19 protein-coding genes and 3 pseudogenes are annotated in these 22,079 nt (G+C 58.0%); 15 read left to right on the top strand and 7 right to left on the bottom strand.

What is annotated here, in order from left to right; all coding sequences use genetic code 11:
* Positions 1-173: 173 nt before the first annotated feature.
* The 5 genes from IVB45_RS31085 (at position 174) to IVB45_RS31065 (ending at position 4,492) form a co-directional block, all read left to right on the top strand.
* Positions 174-512, top strand: a complete 339-nt coding sequence (locus IVB45_RS31085; protein WP_247358091.1) for a hypothetical protein — start codon at positions 174-176, stop codon at positions 510-512.
* Between the two features lie 151 nt (positions 513-663).
* Entirely contained in the window at positions 664-1,176 is a 513-nt protein-coding gene (locus IVB45_RS31080) for a hypothetical protein (protein WP_247358092.1), read from the top strand.
* 40 nt (positions 1,177-1,216) lie between these two features.
* The gene (gene greA / locus IVB45_RS31075; protein WP_247358093.1) at positions 1,217-1,699 is read left to right on the top strand and encodes a transcription elongation factor GreA; all 483 of its coding nucleotides are present in this window, start codon (positions 1,217-1,219) and stop codon (positions 1,697-1,699) included.
* A gap of 54 nt (positions 1,700-1,753) precedes the next feature.
* Entirely contained in the window at positions 1,754-2,431 is a 678-nt protein-coding gene (locus IVB45_RS31070) for a hypothetical protein (protein ID WP_247358094.1), read from the top strand.
* Between the two features lie 702 nt (positions 2,432-3,133).
* Positions 3,134-4,492, top strand: coding sequence for an integrase arm-type DNA-binding domain-containing protein (locus IVB45_RS31065; RefSeq protein ID WP_247358126.1), 1,359 nt, complete (start codon positions 3,134-3,136; stop codon positions 4,490-4,492).
* Here the strand turns inward: IVB45_RS31065 and IVB45_RS31060 are convergent.
* Positions 4,437-4,763: a hypothetical protein gene (locus IVB45_RS31060; RefSeq protein WP_083926328.1), complete on the bottom strand. Its 327-nt coding sequence runs from the start codon at positions 4,761-4,763 to the stop codon at positions 4,437-4,439. The two genes, IVB45_RS31065 and IVB45_RS31060, sit on opposite strands and share 56 nt — an antisense overlap.
* Before the next feature lie 826 nt (positions 4,764-5,589).
* On the opposite strand from IVB45_RS31060, the gene IVB45_RS31055 reads away from it, so the two are divergent.
* From IVB45_RS31055 to IVB45_RS38825, 5 genes and pseudogenes are all read left to right on the top strand, one after another.
* Entirely contained in the window at positions 5,590-5,901 is a 312-nt protein-coding gene (locus tag IVB45_RS31055) for a helix-turn-helix transcriptional regulator (RefSeq protein ID WP_247358095.1), read from the top strand.
* Positions 5,894-7,138 carry a type II toxin-antitoxin system HipA family toxin gene (locus tag IVB45_RS31050; RefSeq protein ID WP_247282436.1) on the top strand — a complete coding sequence of 415 codons (1,245 nt, stop codon included), beginning with the start codon at positions 5,894-5,896 and terminating at the stop codon, positions 7,136-7,138. Before IVB45_RS31055 ends, IVB45_RS31050 begins: the two co-directional genes overlap by 8 nt.
* A gap of 64 nt (positions 7,139-7,202) precedes the next feature.
* Entirely contained in the window at positions 7,203-8,486 is a 1,284-nt protein-coding gene (locus tag IVB45_RS31045) for an FAD-binding oxidoreductase (RefSeq protein ID WP_247282435.1), read from the top strand.
* Positions 8,487-8,904: 418 nt separating this feature from the next.
* A pseudogene (locus tag IVB45_RS31040) lies at positions 8,905-9,534 on the top strand (hypothetical protein).
* Positions 9,531-9,662, top strand: coding sequence for a hypothetical protein (locus IVB45_RS38825; RefSeq protein WP_253075303.1), 132 nt, complete (start codon positions 9,531-9,533; stop codon positions 9,660-9,662). The pseudogene IVB45_RS31040 and the gene IVB45_RS38825 overlap by 4 nt, the downstream one beginning before the upstream one ends.
* Positions 9,663-10,607: 945 nt before the next feature.
* Here the strand turns inward: IVB45_RS38825 and IVB45_RS31030 are convergent.
* Positions 10,608-11,000, bottom strand: a complete 393-nt coding sequence (locus IVB45_RS31030; protein WP_039798703.1) for an avidin/streptavidin family protein — start codon at positions 10,998-11,000, stop codon at positions 10,608-10,610.
* A 484-nt stretch (positions 11,001-11,484) separates the two neighbouring features.
* On the opposite strand from IVB45_RS31030, the gene IVB45_RS31025 reads away from it, so the two are divergent.
* The gene (locus tag IVB45_RS31025; RefSeq protein WP_247358096.1) at positions 11,485-11,718 is read left to right on the top strand and encodes a hypothetical protein; all 234 of its coding nucleotides are present in this window, start codon (positions 11,485-11,487) and stop codon (positions 11,716-11,718) included.
* Positions 11,719-11,779: 61 nt separating this feature from the next.
* Positions 11,780-12,025 (top strand): hypothetical protein, encoded by a 246-nt coding sequence (locus IVB45_RS31020; protein WP_247282434.1) that lies wholly within the window; start codon positions 11,780-11,782, stop codon positions 12,023-12,025.
* Between the two features lie 513 nt (positions 12,026-12,538).
* Here the strand turns inward: IVB45_RS31020 and IVB45_RS31015 are convergent.
* From IVB45_RS31015 to IVB45_RS31005, 3 genes are all read right to left on the bottom strand, one after another.
* Positions 12,539-13,048: a GNAT family N-acetyltransferase gene (locus IVB45_RS31015; protein WP_026232583.1), complete on the bottom strand. Its 510-nt coding sequence runs from the start codon at positions 13,046-13,048 to the stop codon at positions 12,539-12,541.
* Between the two features lie 71 nt (positions 13,049-13,119).
* Positions 13,120-14,334 (bottom strand): hypothetical protein, encoded by a 1,215-nt coding sequence (locus tag IVB45_RS31010; RefSeq protein WP_247282433.1) that lies wholly within the window; start codon positions 14,332-14,334, stop codon positions 13,120-13,122.
* The gene (locus IVB45_RS31005) at positions 14,331-15,803 is read right to left on the bottom strand and encodes a coproporphyrinogen-III oxidase family protein (RefSeq protein ID WP_247358097.1); all 1,473 of its coding nucleotides are present in this window, start codon (positions 15,801-15,803) and stop codon (positions 14,331-14,333) included. The genes IVB45_RS31010 and IVB45_RS31005 overlap by 4 nt, the downstream gene beginning before the upstream one ends.
* Before the next feature lie 1,625 nt (positions 15,804-17,428).
* Between IVB45_RS31005 and ybgC the strand changes: the two genes are divergently transcribed.
* Complete coding sequence (gene ybgC, locus IVB45_RS31000) at positions 17,429-17,872, top strand: tol-pal system-associated acyl-CoA thioesterase (RefSeq protein WP_026232585.1); 444 nt, start codon at positions 17,429-17,431, stop codon at positions 17,870-17,872.
* A gap of 146 nt (positions 17,873-18,018) precedes the next feature.
* Here ybgC and IVB45_RS30995 read toward each other — a convergent pair.
* Positions 18,019-18,213 (bottom strand): annotated as a pseudogene (locus tag IVB45_RS30995) (ISL3 family transposase); the annotation flags it as partial.
* Positions 18,214-18,415: 202 nt separating this feature from the next.
* Here IVB45_RS30995 and IVB45_RS30990 point away from each other — a divergent pair.
* Positions 18,416-19,765 carry an IS701 family transposase gene (locus IVB45_RS30990; RefSeq protein ID WP_247284244.1) on the top strand — a complete coding sequence of 450 codons (1,350 nt, stop codon included), beginning with the start codon at positions 18,416-18,418 and terminating at the stop codon, positions 19,763-19,765.
* A 49-nt stretch (positions 19,766-19,814) separates the two neighbouring features.
* Here IVB45_RS30990 and IVB45_RS30985 read toward each other — a convergent pair.
* Positions 19,815-20,575: pseudogene (locus IVB45_RS30985) on the bottom strand (IS5 family transposase).
* 114 nt (positions 20,576-20,689) lie between these two features.
* Here IVB45_RS30985 and IVB45_RS30980 point away from each other — a divergent pair.
* A complete protein-coding gene (locus tag IVB45_RS30980; protein WP_247358216.1) occupies positions 20,690-21,907 on the top strand; it encodes an IS701 family transposase in 1,218 nt (405 codons plus the stop codon).
* Positions 21,908-22,079 lie beyond the last annotated feature (172 nt).

Below are 22,079 nucleotides of genomic sequence, written 5' to 3'. Positions count from 1 at the left end.
CGCCGGAATGCCTTGCGTTCGCGACAAGGCACATCATGACGCAGCTTGCCGCCGGCAATGTGATCTCGGCCACAGTTCACGACGGGGTTCCGGCCTATCGTGAGCAGACTTGCACGCGTCGATCCCGGAGAACTACGCTTGCCTTATTCGGATCAGGTCTTTTGGAGGTTCTAATGCAGAAATCATACTTGCTGGCTGCGACAGCAGCGCTGGCGCTTCTCATGCAGACACCGCTCGCGTTGGCGCAGGGCGCACCAGCCGCCGCCGGAACCGCGGCGCCTGCGGCGACAACCGCCGCGCCGGCAGCGACGACGACCGCGCCGGGCGCAACCAACGACACTTCCAGCCAGCCGACCGACTCCAAGAAGAGTGCGTCGAAGAAGCCGGCGAAGAAGAAGATGACGCGGCAGCAGGAGATCGACCACTCGGTCGACAGCGGCACGGTGCCCGCGCGCTACCGCAGCTCGGTGCCCAAGCAGTACCAGCAATACGTTCCGTTCGATAAGCAGTGACAGATCGCACGGCGGCGCGGCGTGATCGGGCGTCGCGTCGCCGGTGCCATCGCGTAAAAATAGGACTTTGGCCGGGGCGAAATCCGGCCATACATCCCCGGTGGCGGTCCGCGCGAGCGGTGCTAGAGTAGGCCGAAGCCTGGGGGGAGTTATGAGTGACGACGTGAGGGATGCTGGCCTTGTGGCCATGATCAGCAGCATCCTGGGAGGCAACAAGCGCGCCGCAGAAAGTGTCGCGCCGCCGCCGCTCATCGAGGTTCCGCCGCCGACAGCACCGACGAACGGGTTTGAGCTGGTCGAGCCCACCCCCGATACACCGCCGGCCAAGCTCGAGAACAACTCGGAGAATGATTCCGGGGACGCGCCCGATGTGACGCCGGCTGCCGCGAAGCCGGTCGAGCCGCCGGCGAAGATCGCCACGACGCCTGATGGCAAGCAGTTGCTGCCTGCTGAAGCGATCGCCGATCTCGTCCTGGGTGAGCTGCGCAAGCTCGAGAATTTTCCGGCGACCGGCGCCTCCGTGACGGTCTATGGTTACAGGCACTGGAATGCGATGATCACCTTCGCGCCGTTCTCGACCACGTTCCGGGATGCCACGCGGTTCCGCCAGGCCATGCCGGACATCGTCTTCAAGCTGCGCCGTTTCGTCGAACTTGAGATATGATCGTGGCCGTGAGCCCGAACAGTTCGACAGGATTTTCGACTTGAGCGTTGCCTTTACCAAAGAAGAGAGCGCGGAAACCGCCGCCGAGACGCTGTTGCCGGATCGGCCGATCTCGCCGCATCCGAACCTCGTGACGGAAGCGGGCTTGCAGGCGTTGCAAAGGGAGCTTCAGGACGCACGCAAGGCCTATGAAGCCGCCCAAGCGATCGAGGACGTCAACGAAAAGCGCCGGCAATCGGCGGTGCCCTTGCGTGATGCCCGCTATCTCACCGAACGGCTGCGCACGGCGCAGGTCGTTCCCGCCCCAGCCTCGACCGACACCGTCGCCTTCGGCAGCACGGTGACCTTCAGCCGCGCAGATGGCCGCGTGCAAACCTATCGCATCGTCGGCGAGGACGAAGCCGACCCCAAGGCCGGCACGATCTCGTTCGTGGCGCCGGTGGCAAAGTCGTTGGTGGGGAAGGCGGTCGGGGATGTCGTGGGGTCGGGTGCGCAGGAGATCGAGATTTTGTCGATTGGGTAGGGGACGTTTATCGATGGTTTCCGCTGTGTCCGCGCAACAACGCCCGATAGCTGGATGAGGCGGTTTCTGTCGGGGGCGTTGCCGTTTTACGCGCTGGCCGGGTTGGCCATGTGCATGTACCTCGTCCTGTACAAGACTGATCTCTTCGACCTGAACGCCATCGTCCGGGATGCAACCGGTTCGGCGTGGTTTCCGGTCTTCATATTCGTCTGCGTGCTGCTGGAGGCGGTCTTCCCGTATTTTGGCTATTTCCCCGGAACCGCTCTTATCCTGATGTCCGTGGCGCTCAATCCGAAGCCCGCGGACGTCTCCGTTTTTATCGTGGCGTGGCTGGCTATCATCGTCGGCGCCGTCCTGAGTTACGGGCAGGCTCGTTTTTTCAGACCGCTGTTGCAGCGGGTCGCCTCAAAGGCGGCACTGAACCGGTGTGAGACCCTCCTCGACGCCTACGGTCCTTACGCGCGCATTGCCCTGTTCGTTCATCCCAACGCCTGCGCGATGTATTTCACGGCACTCGGCCTCCTCGGCCGCAACCTGACGCGCGAACTCGCTTATCTCGGCGTGGGTGCAGCAGCCTCCGTGGGCGTTCTGTTCGTCGTCGTGAGCAGGCTCGTGTCGTCCGTAGGCGCCACCGACGACGGGGAATTGCAGCTGCTGCTGGCCGCAGCGCTGGTCGCCATCGGGACCCTCGTCGGTCTCTACGCGGCCTGGCGGCCGGCGCGGGCGGCTTGAAGCTCGAGGTGGCGTGCGCGTCAGCCGGCGCGGTCTCACCCCTTGCTCCGTCATTGCGAGCGCAGCGAAGCAATCCAGTCTGTCTCCGCGGAAAGACTCTGGATTGCTTCGCTACGCTCGCAATGACGAGGGGAGATCATGCGCAAAACAAAAAGCTGATGCGCAAGGGCGATGACCCAATACTTCCCGCTCAGGCCACCGCGACGATGCCATCATGCCGGTGTTTTGCCCGACGAGTCAAATCCGATTTCGGAAAAATAGTATGGTTGTAACCCGTTGGTCCGACTGGGGTCGGCTACTGTGCATGGGGTTGTTTTCGACATTTTCGATTGAGACGGTCCCGACACGCCTGCAGGCGTCGACGATGGGGCCGCAATCAGCAGGGTTCAGGAAGGTGGATGGTGGGCGCACAAGGGATCGAACCTTGGACCTCTCCCGTGTGAACCACAACTGGTGGACTGTAGCCAACCTAATCCAGCCATAGTTTTATTGCAAAAGTCCTTGTAAGGTAAGGACTTGTGGCCATATTGGACCATCCGTGGCCTCGGTTGGCCTTACCACATGGTGTATGTCCCTGCTGTGCCCTTCGGAGGATTTCCCTTAGGGCACATTAACTGGGAACGCGAAGGCAATGGCTTGTGGTCCATTTCTTCTAGGATCGCCGCGACCCGTCTCAGGGCGCAAGGAGCGAGAGCACAAACGATGGAAAAGAGTAAAGAATCTCTCAGAGCTGAAGGAACGACGAACTACCTGAGACTCACTGACGCGGCCATCCGTGCGGCGACGCTGCCGCCGGGCAAATCGCAGCACTATCTGCACGACACAGAGCAGCCGGGGCTCGCGATCAGGATGCGCGCGACGGGTGGCAGGACCTGGGTCTTCATGTTCACAAAGCCTGGGACGAAAGGCACCCAACGCAAGACGCTGGGTGCATGGCCCAAATTCAATGAGAAGGCCGCGCGCAGGGCCGCCACCGTCGTCGCTGGGGAGGTGGTCATTGGGATCGATCCCAATGAGGGCAAGCGCGAGGCGAAGCGGCAAGCGCTGGCCGAGCGGCAGTGCACGACACTGGCGACCTTGATCGTTGAAGATGGCCCCTACGAAATGTCCCTGACCGGGCGCCAGGTCGTCAACTGGAAACCGTCTATGTCGGCACTCCGACGCGGTCTGAAAGATCATTTCGACCTCGCCATCGCCGAGCTCACGCGACGGCAAATCATGGCGGCGGTGGACAGGATCGGCAAGACCGGCAAGCGCGGCGCAGCAAAGGACTTGCGCAAGCACACGCACACGTTCCTCGAATGGTGCGTCGGCGAAGGCTACGTCGAGCACAACGTGCTCGCCGGCTATCGCGTGCCCAAGGAGACGCGCGCGCAGCGGGTCGGGCGCCGAACGAAGGGCCGGGCGCTGCCCGACGAGGAGATCATCAAAGTCTGGCACGCATCCGGCAAGCTTGGGACTTTTGGGCTATTGACACGAATGTGCCTGCTTGGCGGCCCGCGCCGCAGCGAGCCAGCCATGATCGAGTGGCAAAATCACGTCATGGATGACCGCATCACTTTCGAGGCAGCATGGACCAAGATGGGCGTTTACCACGACGTGCCGCGTACCCACCTCGTTGACGAGGTGCTTACGGCCGCAAAACATTTCCAGCGTGCGACGTCGGACTATGTCTTCCCGTCACCGAAGACCGGCGGCCAGATGTCGGGCTTCACAAACTTGGTCGACCGCCTGGTCAAGGAAGCGGGTGTCGCCAAGTTCACAATGCATGACTTAAGGCGCAGCTTGCGAACCATCATGTCACGCTGCGGCTATGACAACGAAATCCAGCGGTTGTGTGTCGGGCAAAAGCCGCGCGGGATCGATCAGGTCTACAATCATGACGAACAGTGGATCATCCGCAAGATGGCGTTCGAAGCTGCTCATGACTACATCGCGGAGTTGGTCGGCGCTAAACGGGGAGGCAAGGTCGTGCGCCTGCAGCGGACGAATCCGCTCGATCCCATCAAGGCCGAATTGCTTGGCCGTCTTCGCGAGCATTATGCGGCTGCGACGACTTAGTTGTCTCATCGCGTCCGGCCAGATAGTCGCGCACCGCATCAACTCGGTAAAGCGGGCGGCCATCGATGTAGCGCCATTTCAGCGGGTGGTTCGGATTGCGCCGCCATAGCTCCAGGGCTCCAGGCGTGCGCCGGATCACGGCGGCCGTTTCTAATGCCGTTAAGTTTGAGCTGCCCGGCAGCGAATCGATATCGAACGTCGCGGGCGGCGGCATGCCGCGATTCTTCCGAGGTCGCTTCATGGTGCGGAGCGTCTCCTTCAAGTGGCCCATCGTCAACTCTCACGATTGAAGCGAGCGAGGCTCTTGTGTATTCGCCTGGTCGCTTCTTGGGCGGGGACGTCAAGAGAATCAACGCAGTCGTCGAACTTTCCCTGTCGAGTGCCGCCGATTTGACCATCATGCTCCGGTTGATGTTGCATAGGAACACGTTTAATTGCGCGTCGTAGGATTGGATATCAACGCGAATAGAAGAAAAGTTGCTGGTACTAGCCGAGACCACTCCGCTCGCATTGCGGCCCTGCGAGTGGCCACGTCAGCGGCCCGGTCACGCCCGCAGGCTATTGGCCGTCATGGGAAGCATGTCGAAGAATGAAAAACGAATTGATAGGTAGTTCGACGCTTCGTAGCTACATCGAGGCGGGCCGGCGGACATCGGAATTGATTTGGCAATATGGACTTGCTTGGCGCCAAAGGCGCCTCACGGAAACGACTCGGCACGACGCCACTAGGACGGCGCGTCATGGAAGAACTTCGATGATCCATCTACCGACCGCTTTCAACTGGCGTTCCATAAAAGCGACGCACCGCGTTCCAGGATCGGGTTCGTTCGCTGGCGGCCATTCCTATGCGCCCAATGCACGCGAGCGCCATGGGAATCTGTGTCAACCTGGCGATAAGATCTGGCTCCTTCATCGCGTCAGGCGCATTAGCCCCAAGGGCCATTCTGGCAGCAGAGTCAACAGTTCAGACGACATTGCCGCTGGAACAAGATATGTTTAAGGATCATTGTCATAAGAAGATCTGTTTACGTTTCGCTTGACTGCGATGTGTGATCTGTTTACATATCATTTGGGTGTTAATGATCCGAGAACATATCATGGCTTCGGCTCCAAACCCGCTGCTCGAGGAACTTGGCCTGCACTTTCGCAGAGCGCGAAGGGCTGCTGGCCTCTCCCAGGAGCAAGTCGCCCTCCGGGCGAACATTAGCAGGCCCCGCTATCGCGACATTGAAACGGGGGTCGCTGCAGCGCGCGCAACGACACTCGTCAACGTTGCCCGCGCCCTTGGCATGGAAATGATGCTGATTCCGCAAGCGATGGTACCGGCTATTCAATCAATGCTGCAGCCAGCTACGGGCGATGATGACCATCCTGCGTTCACGTCAGATGTTGAGGAGGAGCATGAATAAGCCTGTCCTCGCGGCTGAACGTATCCAATCGCTCGACATCTCATTAAACGATCTTGCCGTCGGCACGCTCGTGCGAACGCCGGGCGACTACAGCGCATTCAATCTCTTGCCCGCGTATCGGAGCTTGAACGACCCTCCGATCTTCAGCCTGTCGCTTCGCTCGGCAGATGGCAGCCTCCGCCGGGATCCCAAACCCATACGCGGCGCGCTGCCGCCGTTCTTCGCGAACTTGCTGCCCGAAGAGAAACTGCGCGAAGCAATGGAAAAGCACCACGCAGCGTCAGTAAGACCTGGAAACGACTTCGATCTCTTGGCAGCACTGGGGACAAATCTACCGGGAGCGGTACGAGCGTTGCCGAGCGACGGCGTTCCCGTTCCGGCCGGGCCAGAATCAGAAGGCAAGAAGAAGGCGCGCTTTTCGCTCGCCGGTGTCCAGATGAAGCTCTCCGTCATCAAAAATACCGGAAAAGAAGGGGGGATCACGCTCGCCGTCGACGATGAGCAAGGGCAGTATATCGCGAAATTTCCCTCCCTCACCCACATTGGGCTTTCGGAAAACGAATTCGCGATCCTAGCCTTAGCGGAAGCGCTAGGGATGGAAGTGCCTGCACGTGAGCTCGTCGAAAAGACGGATTTCGCCGGCATTCCGGAAGAGTTTAACACCATGTCCACGGGCAAAGTGCTTCTTGTCCGTCGCTTCGATCGCGGTGCCGATGCAGCGCGCGTGCATATGGAGGACTTTGCACAGGTCTTCGGCCGCTATCCGTCCGAGAAATATACCGGTGCGGCGTATCACAATATCGCGGCCGCGCTGAACAGCGGTGTCTCGTTCGATTCCGCGATCGAATTTGTCCGTCGTCTTGCGCTCACCGCGATCACGGGCAATGGCGACATGCATCTCAAGAATTGGTCGTTACTGTATCCTGGAGACGGACGGAGGCCTACGTTGGCGCCAATCTACGACGTGCTCTCAACAATTTCGTATATCCCGAAAGATGGTCTGGCATTGAGCCTTGCGGGCGAAAAGTCATTTAAGGCCCTGACTCCAGAGCGCTGGCGCAATTTCGCGAACCGCAGCCGTCTTCCAGAGGGGGCAGTGGTGACGGCTGTAGCTGAGACCGCGGCGGCCGTGCGCGACAGATGGTCAGTTCTTCCAGAACGCGACGTCGTGCCTGGGCAGGTTCTCGAACGGATCGATGCACATATCGACGAAATGGTACCCATCCTTGACCCTTAGACGCGGCACTGATTGCAGCACGACCTGGGCTGATCAAGAACCAAGAATATATGAGGATTGCTGGATGCGAAACAATTCAGCTTCACATGGATTGTGGGCTCTCACCGCGCCACCGGCGCCAGACACTGTTCCCCTCGCCAGTGACACCGCAGCGGATGTGATCGTGATTGGCGCTGGATATACCGGGCTGTCGTCTGCACTTCATCTCGCCGAAGGAGGGGCGCGCGTCGCGCTGTTGGAGGCGTCCGAAATTGGGTTCGGCGGTTCGGGCCGGAACGTCGGTCTGGTTAACGCGGGCATGTGGGTGATGCCTGACACCCTTCCGGATACGCTCGGCGTCCCGTTCGGCGAACGGTTGATTGAACAACTCGGCCGTGGACCGCAAAAGGTGTTCGACCTCATCCAAAAGCATGGCATCGAATGTGAAGTGGAACGTGCCGGTACCCTGCATTGTGCCGTCGGACGTAAGGGCTTGCAAGAGATCGAGGCCCGCGCCGAACAGTGGCAGAAGCGTGGCGCCCCTGTCGTAGTGCTAAATGCAGATGAGACACGCAGGAAAGTCGGCGGTGGCGAATACAGCGGAGCGCTGCTCGATAAGCGCGCCGGGACGATACAGCCGCTGGCCTATGTGCACGGTCTAGCGAGAGCCGCGCTTGCAGCGGGGGCTAGGATATTCACACAGAGCGAGGCTGTTACTGCGCAACACAACGGCCTGCGCTGGAGGATTAGCACAGAAAGCGGATCGGTAGATGCGGAATGGGTGATCGTTGCGACGGATGCCTATGGTAAAGGACTTTGGTCGCAGGTACGGCAGGAGCAGATCCATCTGCCCTACTTCAACTTTGCTACAGGTTCTCTGCCGGATGGTCTGAGGAAGTCGATCCTGCCTGAACGGCAGGGAGCGTGGGACACTCGAGAGGTCCTCTCTTCATTTCGCTTGGATCGCTCCGGGCGCCTCGTGTTTGGCAGTGTTGGTGCCCTTGAGGGTATTGGCGCATCCGTTCACCGGGCATGGGCTCAGAGATCGTTGCGTAAGCTGTTTCCGGGACTTCAGCATGTCGAGTTTGAAACCGGCTGGTTCGGCATGATTGGAATGACCTCGAACAACCTGCCGCGCTTTCACGAGCTCGACCGCAACGTCGTTGCTTTCAGCGGTTACAACGGTCGCGGCATCGCACCTGGCACAGTCTTTGGCAGTGTGTTGGCTTCGTACGTTCTGGGTCAGATCGCGGAGAACGATCTTCCGCTGCCGGTCACTGCCGTTGAACGGCGACGCTTTCGTGCCGCGCGGGAAGCCTTCTACATCGCGGGGTCCCAACTTGTTCACCTATTGGAGACCCGGTTCTGATTACTCAAACGAGTTCGCCAAGTATGGGACTGTCATCGGCATGCTCATGACTCAACTTCGCGCTCCGACGGCCATTGACCTCGATCTGTTGCTACGAGGCGAGATTTTTTTGTGTTCTGTACGTTCAGTCGAGCTTCACACGCGAATTTAAACGCTGGCGACGGCCTCTCTTTGGCGGCGGTATAGACCGTGCTGTCATCGGAGCGACGGGTGCTAAACTCGTCCGAACTTCGAATGAAAACGAGGAAATCATGTCGCGTTATTTCTCCGCCCCAGAGGTAGATGCCGGCCTCGACTATCCCAGGTTGATCGATGCCCTAAGCGAAGCCGTCCGGCGCGGCGGAGAAGCGATGCCAGTGCGGCAGAGCTATAATGTTGGTACCGCTGCAAGCCCAGGTCGTCTCCTGACAATGTCGGCTTGGGAGCGGGGCAAGGCACTCCGCGTGAAGCTGGTGACCGTGTTTCCGAAGAGCGGGCATGCGGTCTCCCTGCCTTTCCTCGCTTTACATGCTGTTCGACGGCAACCGGCCGGCCGCGCGCAAATTTCGATGGCGAAAAACTCACTAATCGGCGTACAGCCGCCGCCTCCGCGCTCGCATCACGACATCTCTCACGCCCCGACAGTCGCACGCTGCTGCTGATTGTAACCGGCCTGCTCGCCTCCTATTTGGCCGTTGCCCATCGCGCAGTTAGGCCGATTGAAGCCGTGCTGGTCTGGGGATGCAATGCGCAACCTGTCTAAGCTCTCGCGGACACGCTTGAGCATCAGGGTCTCAAGGCGAAACCGGCTGCTGATCTGACGGACGCTCTCTCGGTGGCGGACATCGTTAGCTGCGCCACCACGTCACGTGAGCCGCTGATCGTAGGCCAGCACCTCAGGCCAGGAACACATCTCGATCTCGTCGGCGCATTCACACCAGAAATGCGTGAGACCGACGACGATGCTGTTTGCCGCAGCCGCGTGTTCGTAGATACTATGCGGGTGCCCCCAAAGAAGCCGGTGATCTGCTCCAGCCGATTGCGGGTGGCCGGTGGGACGCCTCAATGATTTGTGGGGATCTTCATGAGTTAACCAATGGTTTGAAGTCTGGCCGCCTTTCGCAGCAAGAGATCACTCTCTTCAAGTCTGTTGGGGCCGCAATCGAAGATCTTGCGGCTGCGAATCTTCTTACATGAGAAATACAATGGTTTTGAAAAAACACGAGATCGCGTATTAACACTGATGTGCGCCTTCATGCGAGGTTGCCGACTCTGAAGTGTTTCGCCGAAGTCAGATCGAGGCATGTAAGCGCGAAGAATGCTGACGCCCTAGGCGAATCACTGTTGACGCATCATGTAGCTGATAGCGCGAATCATCCTGTACGCAGATTTTCTGCGGATACCTCGCCTGAGCTGCCAGTCTTGATCTCGAACCTGATCAAGGCCCCCTCTGCAAGACGGTGTAGCCGGCCTTCTCGACCGCCCTATGTGCACGAAAACGTCGGCTCCGCCATCATCCAGCTTGATAAATCCATAGCCTGGGTCGCGTTTAACCACCTTACGATGCCAGTCGTCACTAAGTATCTCCAATTCCAAATGACGGGATCTACCTAATGGCTAGAGAGGGATCAAGTCCGTACTCGTTGCCAACGTGCGATCTTGTCGCCGCGCAACATGAACCGGCAATAGCAAGCAGCTTCGCGGAACGGTTAGACTGAGCGCGCCCTTGGCTACTTCCGGCGGCGAAGCCTGCGAATCGCGCTGTGTGAGAATTCTGGGTATCGAGAGCTGAAAATTCACGTCGTCAACCAAACTCAGGCAACGCGACCGCCGCAGATGTTAGCGGCATCTGCCGGAGCCCGCGCTCGGCTTCAAAACAAGGACCTGAAAAGTAACGGTAGTGCACGGATCGTCCCGCGATTCGGACGCAAATTCAGAATGTCCTTTCGGATTTCGGGAGAGGCCCTTTGATGTTTTTCCCGGGCCGTTCGGCACGACTTGCCGGCTGTCCAGCATCGAAGCTGATCCTGGACAGGCCAGTGCTCCACGAAGGCGAGCCCACATTTCCCGAAGAGACGCAGCCAAAAACTCGCGAGAGTGAGTTTCCAATCAAAGGTCACGACAGAGCAAGAAGATTGAAAACTACCATACGCGCGTGAATGTATCGGCACCCTTCAACTTGCCGGGCTTGCCGTTCTTGTCAACGTAGAACAGCGTCCATGAGGTCGGCATTTGAGACCCGTTGAGCTTTCCAACCCACCGGGTGAAGGAATTGCACTGGGCAAAGGTAACAACAAAATACAAGCCAGCAGGGCTAACGGCTCCCGATGCAGGATATGGAATGCCCTGGCACGCAAACCCTTGAGCATGGTTTGTGAAAGTCCCTTGTATTGCCCCGCTATTGGCGGACCAAACAAAAAGTTCTGAACCTCGTTCATTCTTCCAGTACGAGGGGGCAGGAAGCCCCTGTGCGATGGCCTCGGCGGAAAGGAAGAAGGAATGGGCGAGCAGCAAGAGTCCCAGAAGTCTCTTCATATTGAAGCCCCAAAAGAGGTCACTTAAAGGTCGCAACGTGGATCATCTAGCGTGATACAACTTGAGGTCATATTCACTGCCATTATCTCGCGTTCGGCATAGGAATGCGGCGCATATACCCGAAACCACGCTGGATCGCGGCGTAGCCGACGCTGTCCAGCCCTCGGCGCTTCTCATCCTCGAATCGGTTCGCCTGGGCGGCCGAGCGCCGAGCCGGTGCTCGGTTATTTTGATGTGCCACGCCTGTGGTCGTCGGAGGAGATGCGGAGAGTAGAGGTCATTGTCCACGAGCTGTATCGGATCGGGCAATCCGCGCCAGGACTCCGACGCGATCGAATGAGCTGCGCCGGGCAATGGGGAACCCACGGCCGTCGACAGCGCGGGCGGACCCAGGCCGATCGAGCAGAAAGACGGCGCCTAACAAGGACAAACGCTGCTAATCGCCATGGTTGCAATGGTAAAGTTCCCACTGACTGGGGGCAACATGGTTAAGGCATTTCGCAATGCGGTCATGGCACTTACTTTTGTGGGAGTTGCCGGCTGCAACATGTTTTGGAATTTCATGAATGACTATATGGTCTGCGGCCTTGCGCTGGCGGCTTCAGTGACAACCGGCTTTTGCGTTGAGCGCATCTTCATCGAGCGGTCCCGTCGGGAGATGATCCGCCTCTACGGCGCGGACTGGCATTCGGCGGAGAACCGACAGCTCGACTCATGAACGCAACCCGTCGCCCGCCGTCATTTTCATCATTGGCATTCGACCCGAGGAGCCTGGCCCGATGATTAAACCGGTCCATCCATTCCGGTTCGCTCGCATCGAGCGCCTGCGAGAGCTGCTTGAACGAGACTACCGAATGGCAGTTGACCCGAATACGGGCGTGAGCACCACGAAGCTGGTGAGACCCGATCCGCAGCTGCTTGATGCAGGTTTGGTACTCGATCGTGATCCAGAAGGGTGCGAGCTGGGTCCTTGGTTGAGAGCCTGCGAGCGCTACGGCACGCAACCGGTCGATACGCCCGAGTAGCATCACGATCTGGAAGGGCGACCACCACAAGCTGGTAGGGGGCGATTAGACGCGCCCGTGCATCCACCATCCCGCATCACCAAGAGCGGACTTTTGGATTCCATACGCAACAGAATGTTGCGGTTGAATCGAGGTGGATTTGTATGCCGGCTGGCAAGGCTCACGTCGCGAGCCCACGACACTCCAGAGCGTCTTCGCCTATCCGCCGCTGGCGCACCGTATCAGCTCTCGTTTTGAATGCAACGCTGGCTCGGCCAGACGTGAGTTTGTGCGTGCGTTCGAGGCCTATCGGTCGCGAAACCTTCACGTCCTTATCAGCTACAGTGACACGATTCATTCCGATCGCGGATCTCGCGAAGCTCAATGAGAAAGTCCTCGCGGATGATACGGTTTTATCTGAGCGCATTCCACGTCATTCCCAAGGAGCGAGATTGGGCATTCGGCTAGTCAGGGGGCAAGTGATTGAATTTGTGCTCGTTGCGCGTCCGTAGAGCTTCACTGGATTGTCCGGTCTCACAACCTCATTTGCTCAGCGGGGGTCATTCCTGGCCAAATGAGCCGCTTCTCGTAGAAGATCACTGCATATCCGTGCAACATCCCTTCCCTGCGGCGAACATAGCCAGCGCTCTCATAAAGTCTTTGGGCCCCTACTTGGATCGTTGTTGTATCGAGCATTATCCACTTGAAACCGAGAGCAACAGCTCGCGACTCCAATTCACGAAGAACCCTCCTTCCAAACCCTCGTCGCTGAAAGACGGGGTCGACCCGCATACGTTTTAGTTCTGCGACATCATCATCAAAAGGTTTCAGCCCACCCATGGCAGCGAACCGGGGACCAATATGCGCAACTACGAAGTCACCGCCCGAGGCGATGTATACTTCCCCGATATTGCGTAAATCATCCTCCCAAGCCCCTTCCGGGCCACACACACCAACATCCTGCGATGCGCTTCTGTGCAGATGCCATGCATCATCGCTATCCCCGGACTCGAACCGACGAAGGATCAGTTCGTCTTGAGACATCGACTATTACCTCTCGACCGGTGGCGGACGTCTGCGCCTTTGTTTTTAGCCACGCAGAGACCACCGTCGGCTTACGGGCGCGCCTCTGTCAACAGCCGCTGAGAAAGGACAGCCTCAACACTTTCCGATACCTCAACTCCGACAACTGGACGACCCGGCTCAACCGTATATTTTAAGGCCGTACTACGATGCATCCGGGTAAACCGATCCAGTGCACAAACACAGGACGTGCGCAGCGTTCCGATTTCGCCGCCGTGATGCTCCACGACTGGCGAAATGGTCGCAACCCTGGGAAAGTCCGCTTTCCCCTTTAGCCAACGTGGCTTGAGCGGTGCACTCCCTTTGCCTGACGACAGCCAGCGGAATACCTCGTGAATGCATCTCTGCGGATAATATTCGGACAGCCGGTACAGATCCCTATAAAATTGCGGTTTGTGGTGGAAGAGTTCTTCACCGACCAGTAGCACCGAGACCGCCACGATACCGGCCGAGAAGCGGCCGCTTGGACCAAGCGTATTCTTATAAGGATTCTTTCCGTAAAACACACGAAATTGGCCAAATAAGTCCGGCGACATATGTTCATAAAAGCGCGTCAGAACATTGTTTGCTGACTCAAGGCGCTCCAGGCATGTCGCAAGACATTGCCCCGCATCCACGTCGGCCACATCACGCAACTTGAGCAGAGCGTCCATTGCTGACTGCAATTCGCTCTCGATGATCTGGTGGCCCAAGCAAAAATCTCGCTCCTCGACGCCGGCCGCGCCGAGGCAGTATACGCGTGGATCGTTCTGCAGCGGATTCGTAAGGATCATATCTTCATAGGAGAGGACCTCAATGCCAGGCCGCCGTTGACAAGTCGAGCGCGCAAGGCGGATCAGTACATCTCCCACCGTCAGCTCGGCGTCCACGGGATGAAGGCCGGCAAACGCAGACATCTGATAAGCACAATTTACGAGATATTGGATGTCTGTCTTAGCGATCTCGAATTCCGACTGCGGCAGACTTAGCAGCTGCGCTTCATAGTCCGCCTCCGCAATCATCGCGTTGATATTACGCCCAAGAGCCTTAACCGCTTCATCTGGTCGTTCACTGCATTTGATCTCCGCAATGCAGTGCGGCAGTTGATCGGCGACAAAATTGCTGACAAGCCCAAGCGGGCGTTCTCGGTGCCGGCGATCAATGCTATCGGACAGATGCGAAAATATGTCCTCCGCCTGGCAGGGCGAGCCTTGCGGGGTGGAAACGGAAAAAGGAGCGACCATAAATGAGCGCGCACGCGACTTCATCGAAACGCAACTTGCATTTCGGCACTTGACCCGTATCGTGCGGCCGGTGAGTAATCGTGCTTTTCGAGCAGATCAGTTCGTTTGTCTATTATCCTGCTGTCGTTGTACGCGACCCGCTCGAGTATATTGTTCGAGAAGAATAGCAGCGATACGGCGCCCGAATTGATAGTGCCGGCGGCAGTTAGCGAAAGCAGGCCGTTCGAAATGCAGATGAGTCCTGCCTCATTCAAGAGTTCAAGCTCGCGGCCAAAGCATTTCTCAATGGAAACCCCAAACTCCCGCTCGAAGCGGGAGAGCAACACCCCACTGCTACGCAGGGCAAACATTACCGTTCTGCGCATGAGATCATCTTGCGACAGGACAACACCCTTCCACACAGGCTTCTCGCCCGCCTCAACCCTATATAGGTAGCGATCTAAATCTGCCTCGTTATAGAACTGGCACTGGCTCATGTAACCAAACCCGGCAACCCCAAACGGGACCAGATTATTGTCGTTCCAGGAATCGTATTTGCGGCTCTGTTGAATTGAGTGCGGCTGCGACTGCTTACTCCAATAGAAAATCGGCCCATGGCGATAGCCGAGTTTCGTGAGGATGTGCTCGGCCATAAAATGCATGATAATGCGCTCCTTAGCCCCGGCAAATTGATATCGTCCCCTAGCCAAATGGCGGGCTACGGGGTCTGTAGATTTAAACATCAATGGGAATACATTGAACTTCTCTATTCCCATATCCAGTAAGCCGATAAGTGAGTCGTACCAGCTCCGGAGCGTTTGCTGCGGCAACCCATACATGAGATCAAGCGACAGATTCTGAACGCCCATCTCATTCAGTAACTTTACTAGTTGTACTACCTCGTCCACGTGGTGCCCGCGGTTCAATATGCGTAAAATGCGCGGATCTAGACTCTGAACGCCCAATACGAAGCGGTTTACGCCGGCTCTAAGCAGTGTGGATATGCGATGTGCAGCGTCCGCTTGCTTTGCAAGAGAGGGATGCAATTCGAAACTCACTTCCGACTTAGACAGGTCAAAGCGCCGGCTAATCATGCCAAATAGCGTTTCGAGTTGACGGTTGGTTAAGAACGAGGGAGTGCCGCCTCCAAAAAAAGCAGTCTCAACAGCTCTGCCACCGAGCGCTGCGTCCGACCAACTCATCTCTTTATCTAAAGCCGCCAGATAGCGCTCCACTCGCCCGGAAGATGGATTGATTTCCTTGGCGAAGTGGCAAAAGGTACAATACTGATCGCAGAAGGGGATGTGAAAATAGAGATCAATTGACGACGAAACCTGAAGCAACAACTTTTCGGCATTCAGGTCGCCCATTGCCTTGAGAGGCGGATATGTGCCGACAAGATAATCGTTGTGCATGTCAAGGTGCAAATTCCGTGACCTCAACATGTCAAGGTTAATGTCGTACGAGCGGTCGATCGCGAATTCCAAGGCCTCGGAATAGGACGGCGCACGCATTTTTTTAAACTCCTCTAGCTTTCTTGTGAAGGCAAGGCCCGATGGCAGCTTCGTTGCTCGTGTCACATCGCGCTCTTAAGCTCGGGCTCGATACTGAAGTCGTGCAATTCGATCAGACGCGGATTTGTCGGCTCCTACTCGACGCAACCACCGTAGAGCAGACCGAGTGTCGCCATCCGCTCGGGGACACGCGGGATGATTATGGTTCGGCGAGGAAGACAGATGCCGTGGCCGAATGTCCTTCGGGCGTTGCGAAACGGCACCGAGAAAGACTTCAGGGGCTGAGGAGTGCGAATACTGCTGGAGAAAATGGTGCTCCACCTTCGAGTGTGACCCGCGCCGGGTCGGGCGCCGAGCTCGATCTGCTCCAGCGTGCCATTGAACAACTTCTGTCCGCTCCCCTCTTCGACAGGAAGCGCCCATTGCTCGAGACCAAGCTTGATTTGGTTTCCTCCCGGTCCGACGCCAACATTCGCGTGCCGCTGCATGCATTCGACACAGAGCCGCCCAAACGTGTCACACTGGTTCGGATTTGCTCGGGAGTAAGCGCGCTCAATGCTAGTCGTGTCTGGTGGTCTTGAGAGTTACCCGACGCGAAGAACGACAGCGGCACCCGCGAGGGACGCGGCAAAGCTTTAGGCGGGACCGCACTCAATAGCGCAGGTCCAAGGCATTGAGTCGAGCAAGTTTCATTTGAACTCCTGGGCCGGCGAATGCGAGATCGTCATGGTCGTGCGGATGCATTTACGGTGTCCCAGCAATACACGTGCCACTAAAGACATTTGCGAGCCTGGCTTGAAGAGGGCAAAACCATGTGCTTCGTGTCCACCGACGGAATACTCGCGCCTCAGTGTCTGGTCCCGGACATTAACGTCTTCAGCCGGACACGGCTGAACACGACAACGCGGAATGTTGAATGACGTTGGCGGCCTCTCATGCCGAACTCGAACATCTGCTCCAACGGCCACCTTACGACCGAATCGCCCGGCTCATAAGGCAGCGTCCCGGCACGTGACGGATATGCAAATGAACTCGTCGCTTTCTTGCGGCGCGGTGAGCGACTTCGATCTATTGGCAGCGCTCGGCGCGGACTTGCCAGGCGCGGTGCGTGTCGTACCGAGCGACGAGCTCGGGCGCAGAGCATCGGCGCGGCCGACTCTTCGGTCAAGGTACCGTGGATCATTCTGCCCGGTTTCATTGATCTCCATGACCATCTCACCTGGAATATCCAGCCGCGATGACTGACCGGCCGGAGTTTAACAATTGCTAAGAATGGTAGGATTCGCGGAATAGGACTGCTTGCTGAACAATCCGCACTGCCGGGCAATCCCGACTTTGGCCTGCGAAGCGGAGATGTACGCGGAGATCAAGGCGCTTGCCAGTGGGGCGACCTCGGTCCTCGGGGATTGCTGAGCAGCGATAAGAGCTCTGCAGACCATCCGTGCGTGCGGGACTTGCCCGAAATCTGGATAGGGGGGTGCCGGCTTCTCGCAAAGCAACCGGTCTCCGACCGGCCTTGCGCCGGGCAGCCTCAACCTGCACGCACCAAACCCATTGGCACTTGCTGCGGAACGCGCCTCTGTGCAAGACAATTCGTCCCAGAACGGCAGTAAGGAAACCGCACTGTGACAGCTTCTCTTGATGGCGAAATTCGCGACGGCGGCCATCATATGCAGGTCCGCGTCTATTTCGAAGATACTGACTCCGGTCAGATTGTTTATCACGCAAATTTTTTGCGCTTCATGGAACGCGGTAGAACGAATTACTTGCGCCTGCTCGGAACCACTCAGCAAGCGCTACTCAGAGAAGCCAAGAAAGATGCGCCCGGCTTTGCCTTCGTTGTCCGCTCCATGACGATCGATTTTCTAAAACCGGCGGTCTTGGATGACCTGCTTGACGTCGTCACAGTCCCGCAAGAGGTGAGGGGAGCGTCGATTGCGTTGCTGCAGGAATGCAGGCGCGGAGACGATCTCCTAGTCACGGCGCGTGTACGCGTGGCGTTTATTTCAGCCGGAAAGGCGCAGCGCATCCCGAAGTCGCTGCGGCTCGCTATGGAAGGGCTTCGATAGATCTGCCGCTTAGTTCAAGCTTTTAGCTTCCAGCGCCCCACTGAAATCAAGTCATTAAGCTTCTGTTGCGACCTAGTCAAACGAGTGTTCGGGGTAATCGGCATCCAATCGGGGCTCTGACGCATATTCGATGATCGTGATTGTTTTTATGGCGCGCCAATCAGCCTAGCCTGAAGAAGATCGAGCTTAGCGCGCCCGTACATCTGCCGTTCGACCAGCTTGAGCTTGGCGATGTGAGCTTTCACTTGGCCATTGGACCATGGTTGCGTAATAGCGGCGTGCACCGCGCCCTTATCGTTGGCGATCCCATTCGCGAACGACGCAATGAGGCTCCGCTTGGATTCATCAATCCGAGGTTCGAGCTCCATCTCGGCCTCCTTCGGATGATCGCCTGGAGAGCTTGGGCATCGGCCAGCATAGGAAAGTTTTGTTCGATGACGGCAAGCGTGACGGTCTCGGCCTTAGTTAGGTGGTCGGCTTAGCACTACTTTGGCAGATTGTTGATTTTGCCGCGATTTATAGGATTCCCGAATCAATTGTTCAATGATTCATGGGTGGTCGGCTCTTGGAGGGCTGACCATGCCGGGATGGGAAGACGAACTCGAACGCTGGCTGATGCCGTTCTTGGACCGGCTGGGTCATAAGACCCGACAGCGGATGTGTCCTCTATATGTTGCGGGATTGATCGGTCCTGGCGATCGCAAGAGCGTTCAGCCGATGGCGGAACGCCTTGCCACGAGCAACTACGACCAGTTGCACCATTTCATTGCGGACGGCGTCTGGAACGCGACGCCGCTAGAGACAGAGCTGCTCAACCAGGCGGACCGACTTGTCGGCGGCAGGGATGCGGTGCTGGTTATTGATGACACCTCACTGCCGAAAAAGGGTGAGCGATCGGTCGGTGTTGCGGCTCAATACGCGTCGGCTCTCGGTAAAACTGCAAATTGCCAAACGCTGGTGTCTTTAACGCTTGCGCGCGGGGAAGTGCCCGTGATGGTCGCGTTACGTCTCTTTCTGCCTGACAGCTGGACAAGCGACATGCCTCGCTTGAAGCGCGCTCGCGTGCCAGTCGAACACCGAACGCCGCGGTCCAAGCCGGAGATCGCTTTGGCCGAGATTGACCGCGCGATGGCAGCCAACATACGCTTTGGATGTGTGCTGGCGGATGCAGGATACGGCCTCAGCGCGCCGTTTCGACAAGGGCTAACAGAGCGCGGGCTGGCCTGGGCGGTCGGTATCCCTCGGCACCAGAAAGTGTATCCGGTCGATGTGAAGCTCATTTGGCCGATCACCAAAGCCCGTGGCAAACCACGAAAGCACCACGTGCCCGATATCTTATCGATTGCGGCAGAACAAATGCTGGCCAGCGCCAAATGGAAAACCGTGAGTTGGCGCAGCGGGACGAAAGGTCGGCTCAAAGCCCGATTTGCTGCTCTCCGTGTCCGCACCGCCGACGGCCCTCCGCAGCGGATATGGGATAAAGGTCAGCAGCATCTCCCAGGCGACGAAGCCTGGCTCATTGGCGAGCAACGTGCCTCCGGGGAGAAGAAATACTATCTCGCCAATCTTCCGGCGACGACGGATCTGCGCACGCTGGCCGCCACCATCAAGGCACGGTGGATTTGTGAGCAGGCGCATCAACAGTTGAAGGAGGAACTTGGACTTGATCACTTCGAAGGGCGATCATGGCAAGGTCTTCATCGCCACGCCCTTATGACAATGATTGCCTACGCCTTCCTGCAACATCGTCGCCTCGCAAACGCGGGGCGAAAAAAAAAGAATCAACGGGCCTCCGCCTCAACCGACTATGCCCGCCGTACGTCACGCCATCGTCGATCTCATCCTTCGGCCGCCGCCCCAGCAGTGCCCATATTGCCGAAAGCAAATCCTTGAAAAACAGCGGCGAAAACACATTCTGCCAAAGTAGTGTTAGGGTTCAGACTCAATTGATCCAATAAGCGACGAGAGCGGCGAGGTGGACGGCGGCCAAGAAGTTTCTGGCAAGTTTGTCGTAGCGAGTAGCAACACGCCTGAAATCCTTGAGCCGGCAGAAACAGCGCTCGATAACATTGCGCCCTTTATAGAGGCGCTTGCTGAAGCTGTGGAGGGTTACCCGGTTGGATTTGTTTGGAATGACGGGTTTCGCGCCGCGATTGACGATTTCGGCGCGAAAGCCGTCGCCATCGTAGCCTTTGTCCCCAATGAGGGAAGACATGGGCGGCGCGAGCTTCAAAAGGGCCGGCCCTGCGGCAATGTCTGCGGCTTGTCCCGGAGTGAGATGAAATGCGCAAGGTTTGCAATCAGGGTCGCTCAGCGCGTGGATTTTCGTGGTCCGCCCACCGCGCGAGCGGCCGATCGCCTGTTCACACTCCCCCCTTTTCCGCCGCTCGCCGAGCGATGCGCTTTGATCGAGGTGGAGTCGATCGACAAAGCCACTCGGTCCTTGCCGCAGCGGGCGAGCGCTTCAAAGATCGCCTGCCAATGTCCGCGCTTAGCCCAGCGATTGAACCGATTGTAGATCGTCGTGTAAGGGCCATAGTCGGACGGGCAATCGCGCCAGCGTGCGCCGCACTGGAGCATGTGAATGATACCGCTGATAATGCGTCGATCGTCTTCGCGCGCCGGGCCGGTCTGGTTTGTTGGCAGATGCGGCTCTATCTGAGCCCACTGCTTGTCGTTGAGCCAGAACAGTCCTTTGCGCATCGAAGTCCCCCGTGCCGAATCAACTTGGCACCAGGGAATCAGAACTCGCTAATTAGGTACAGACCCTAGCATTACAGTTGCCTTTTTTGCGCGCTTCTGAATCCATGGGCAACCATGATTCAAATGTCGTGGACGCGGGCCGCGTCGGTTGAGGAGACGCTTGCGTTGTGGGCGGCGTCGCTTCGAGAGGTCAAGCAGCGGATACGTCCGTTGTTCACGCAAGAGCGTGTGGCGACGAATGCAGGCCTGTTCCTGGAAGGTCTGCTCGGAGATGAGCAGCGCAAGACCGGTTGGATGCGCGCGGAGGCGGCTGGCGATCCCGGCCCATGGCGGCAGCAGGCGATCCTGGGTCGCGGGGATTGGGACGCTGATGCCCTGCGCGATATCGTCCGGGACTATGTCATCGAGCACTTGGCGGATGACGATGCGGTGCTGGTGATCGACGAGACCGGCTTTCTCAAGCAGGGTAACGCCTCGTGCGGAGTGGCGCGGCAATACACTGGTTCGGCAGGGAAGATCACGAACTGCCAGATCGGCGTCTTCGCTACCTACGTTTCGCGTCATGGTCATGCGTTCATCGATCGCGCGTTGTATCTTCCGAAGGAATGGACCGACGATCCAGATCGTCTGGAAGCCGCATACGTGCCCGATGTCTGCTTTGCGACCAAACCAAAGCTTGCGACGAGAATGATCGCACGTGCGATAGCCGCGTCTGTACCATTCAAGTGGGTTGCCGGTGACACGGTCTACGGTGTTGGCGACATCGAACAGCAACTACGTCGGGCAGGCAAAGGCTACGTGCTCGGGGTCAGCAGCGCTCATGTGTTTCGATCCTGGGGCAAGCGACCGCCGGTCGCCGGTACGGCCGCGGACCTCGCCCGGACGCGCCGCCCGTCCGACTGGAAGCGCCTGTCGGCGGGAGCCGGAACCAAAGGACCGCGGCTGCACGACTGGTGTTATCTCGAACTGGCCGACCTCGAGGCCGAGCAGTTCAACAGCGCAAATGATGGTTTATGGACGCGCGGTCTGCTGATCCGTCGCCATATCGCCGATGGCGATCTCGCCTTCTTCACCACCTGGTGCCCAGCGGGAACATCAATTGAAACGCTGGTCGCGGTCGAAGGCCATCGATGGGCGATCGAGGACAGCTTTGAAACCGCGAAAAACGAGTTCGGGCTCGATCATAACGAGAGCAGGTCCTGGCATGGCTGGCATCGCCACGTGTCCCTGGTGATGCTCGCCTTCGCCATGCTGGCGGCGATCCGCCATCGCGCTAATCCGCCACCGCCCAAAAAAACGAAACCTCGCCCCCCGGCAAAAGCCAAAGCATAACCACACCGCCACTGATCCGTTGGTCAATCCAGGAAATCCGCCGCATTGCCATCAGACTTGCTCGAAAGCGTATTCAACCCGCACGCATCATCGCATGGTCTTTCTGGCGCAGAGCTCATCAGGCTGCCGCTCAACGCGCTCACGTCAAATCAAAAAGACAACTGTAATGCTA

Source organism: Bradyrhizobium sp. 4 (assembly GCF_023100905.1).
GTDB lineage: Bacteria > Pseudomonadota > Alphaproteobacteria > Rhizobiales > Xanthobacteraceae > Bradyrhizobium.
This window is presented reverse-complemented; position numbering and strand designations above follow the sequence as displayed.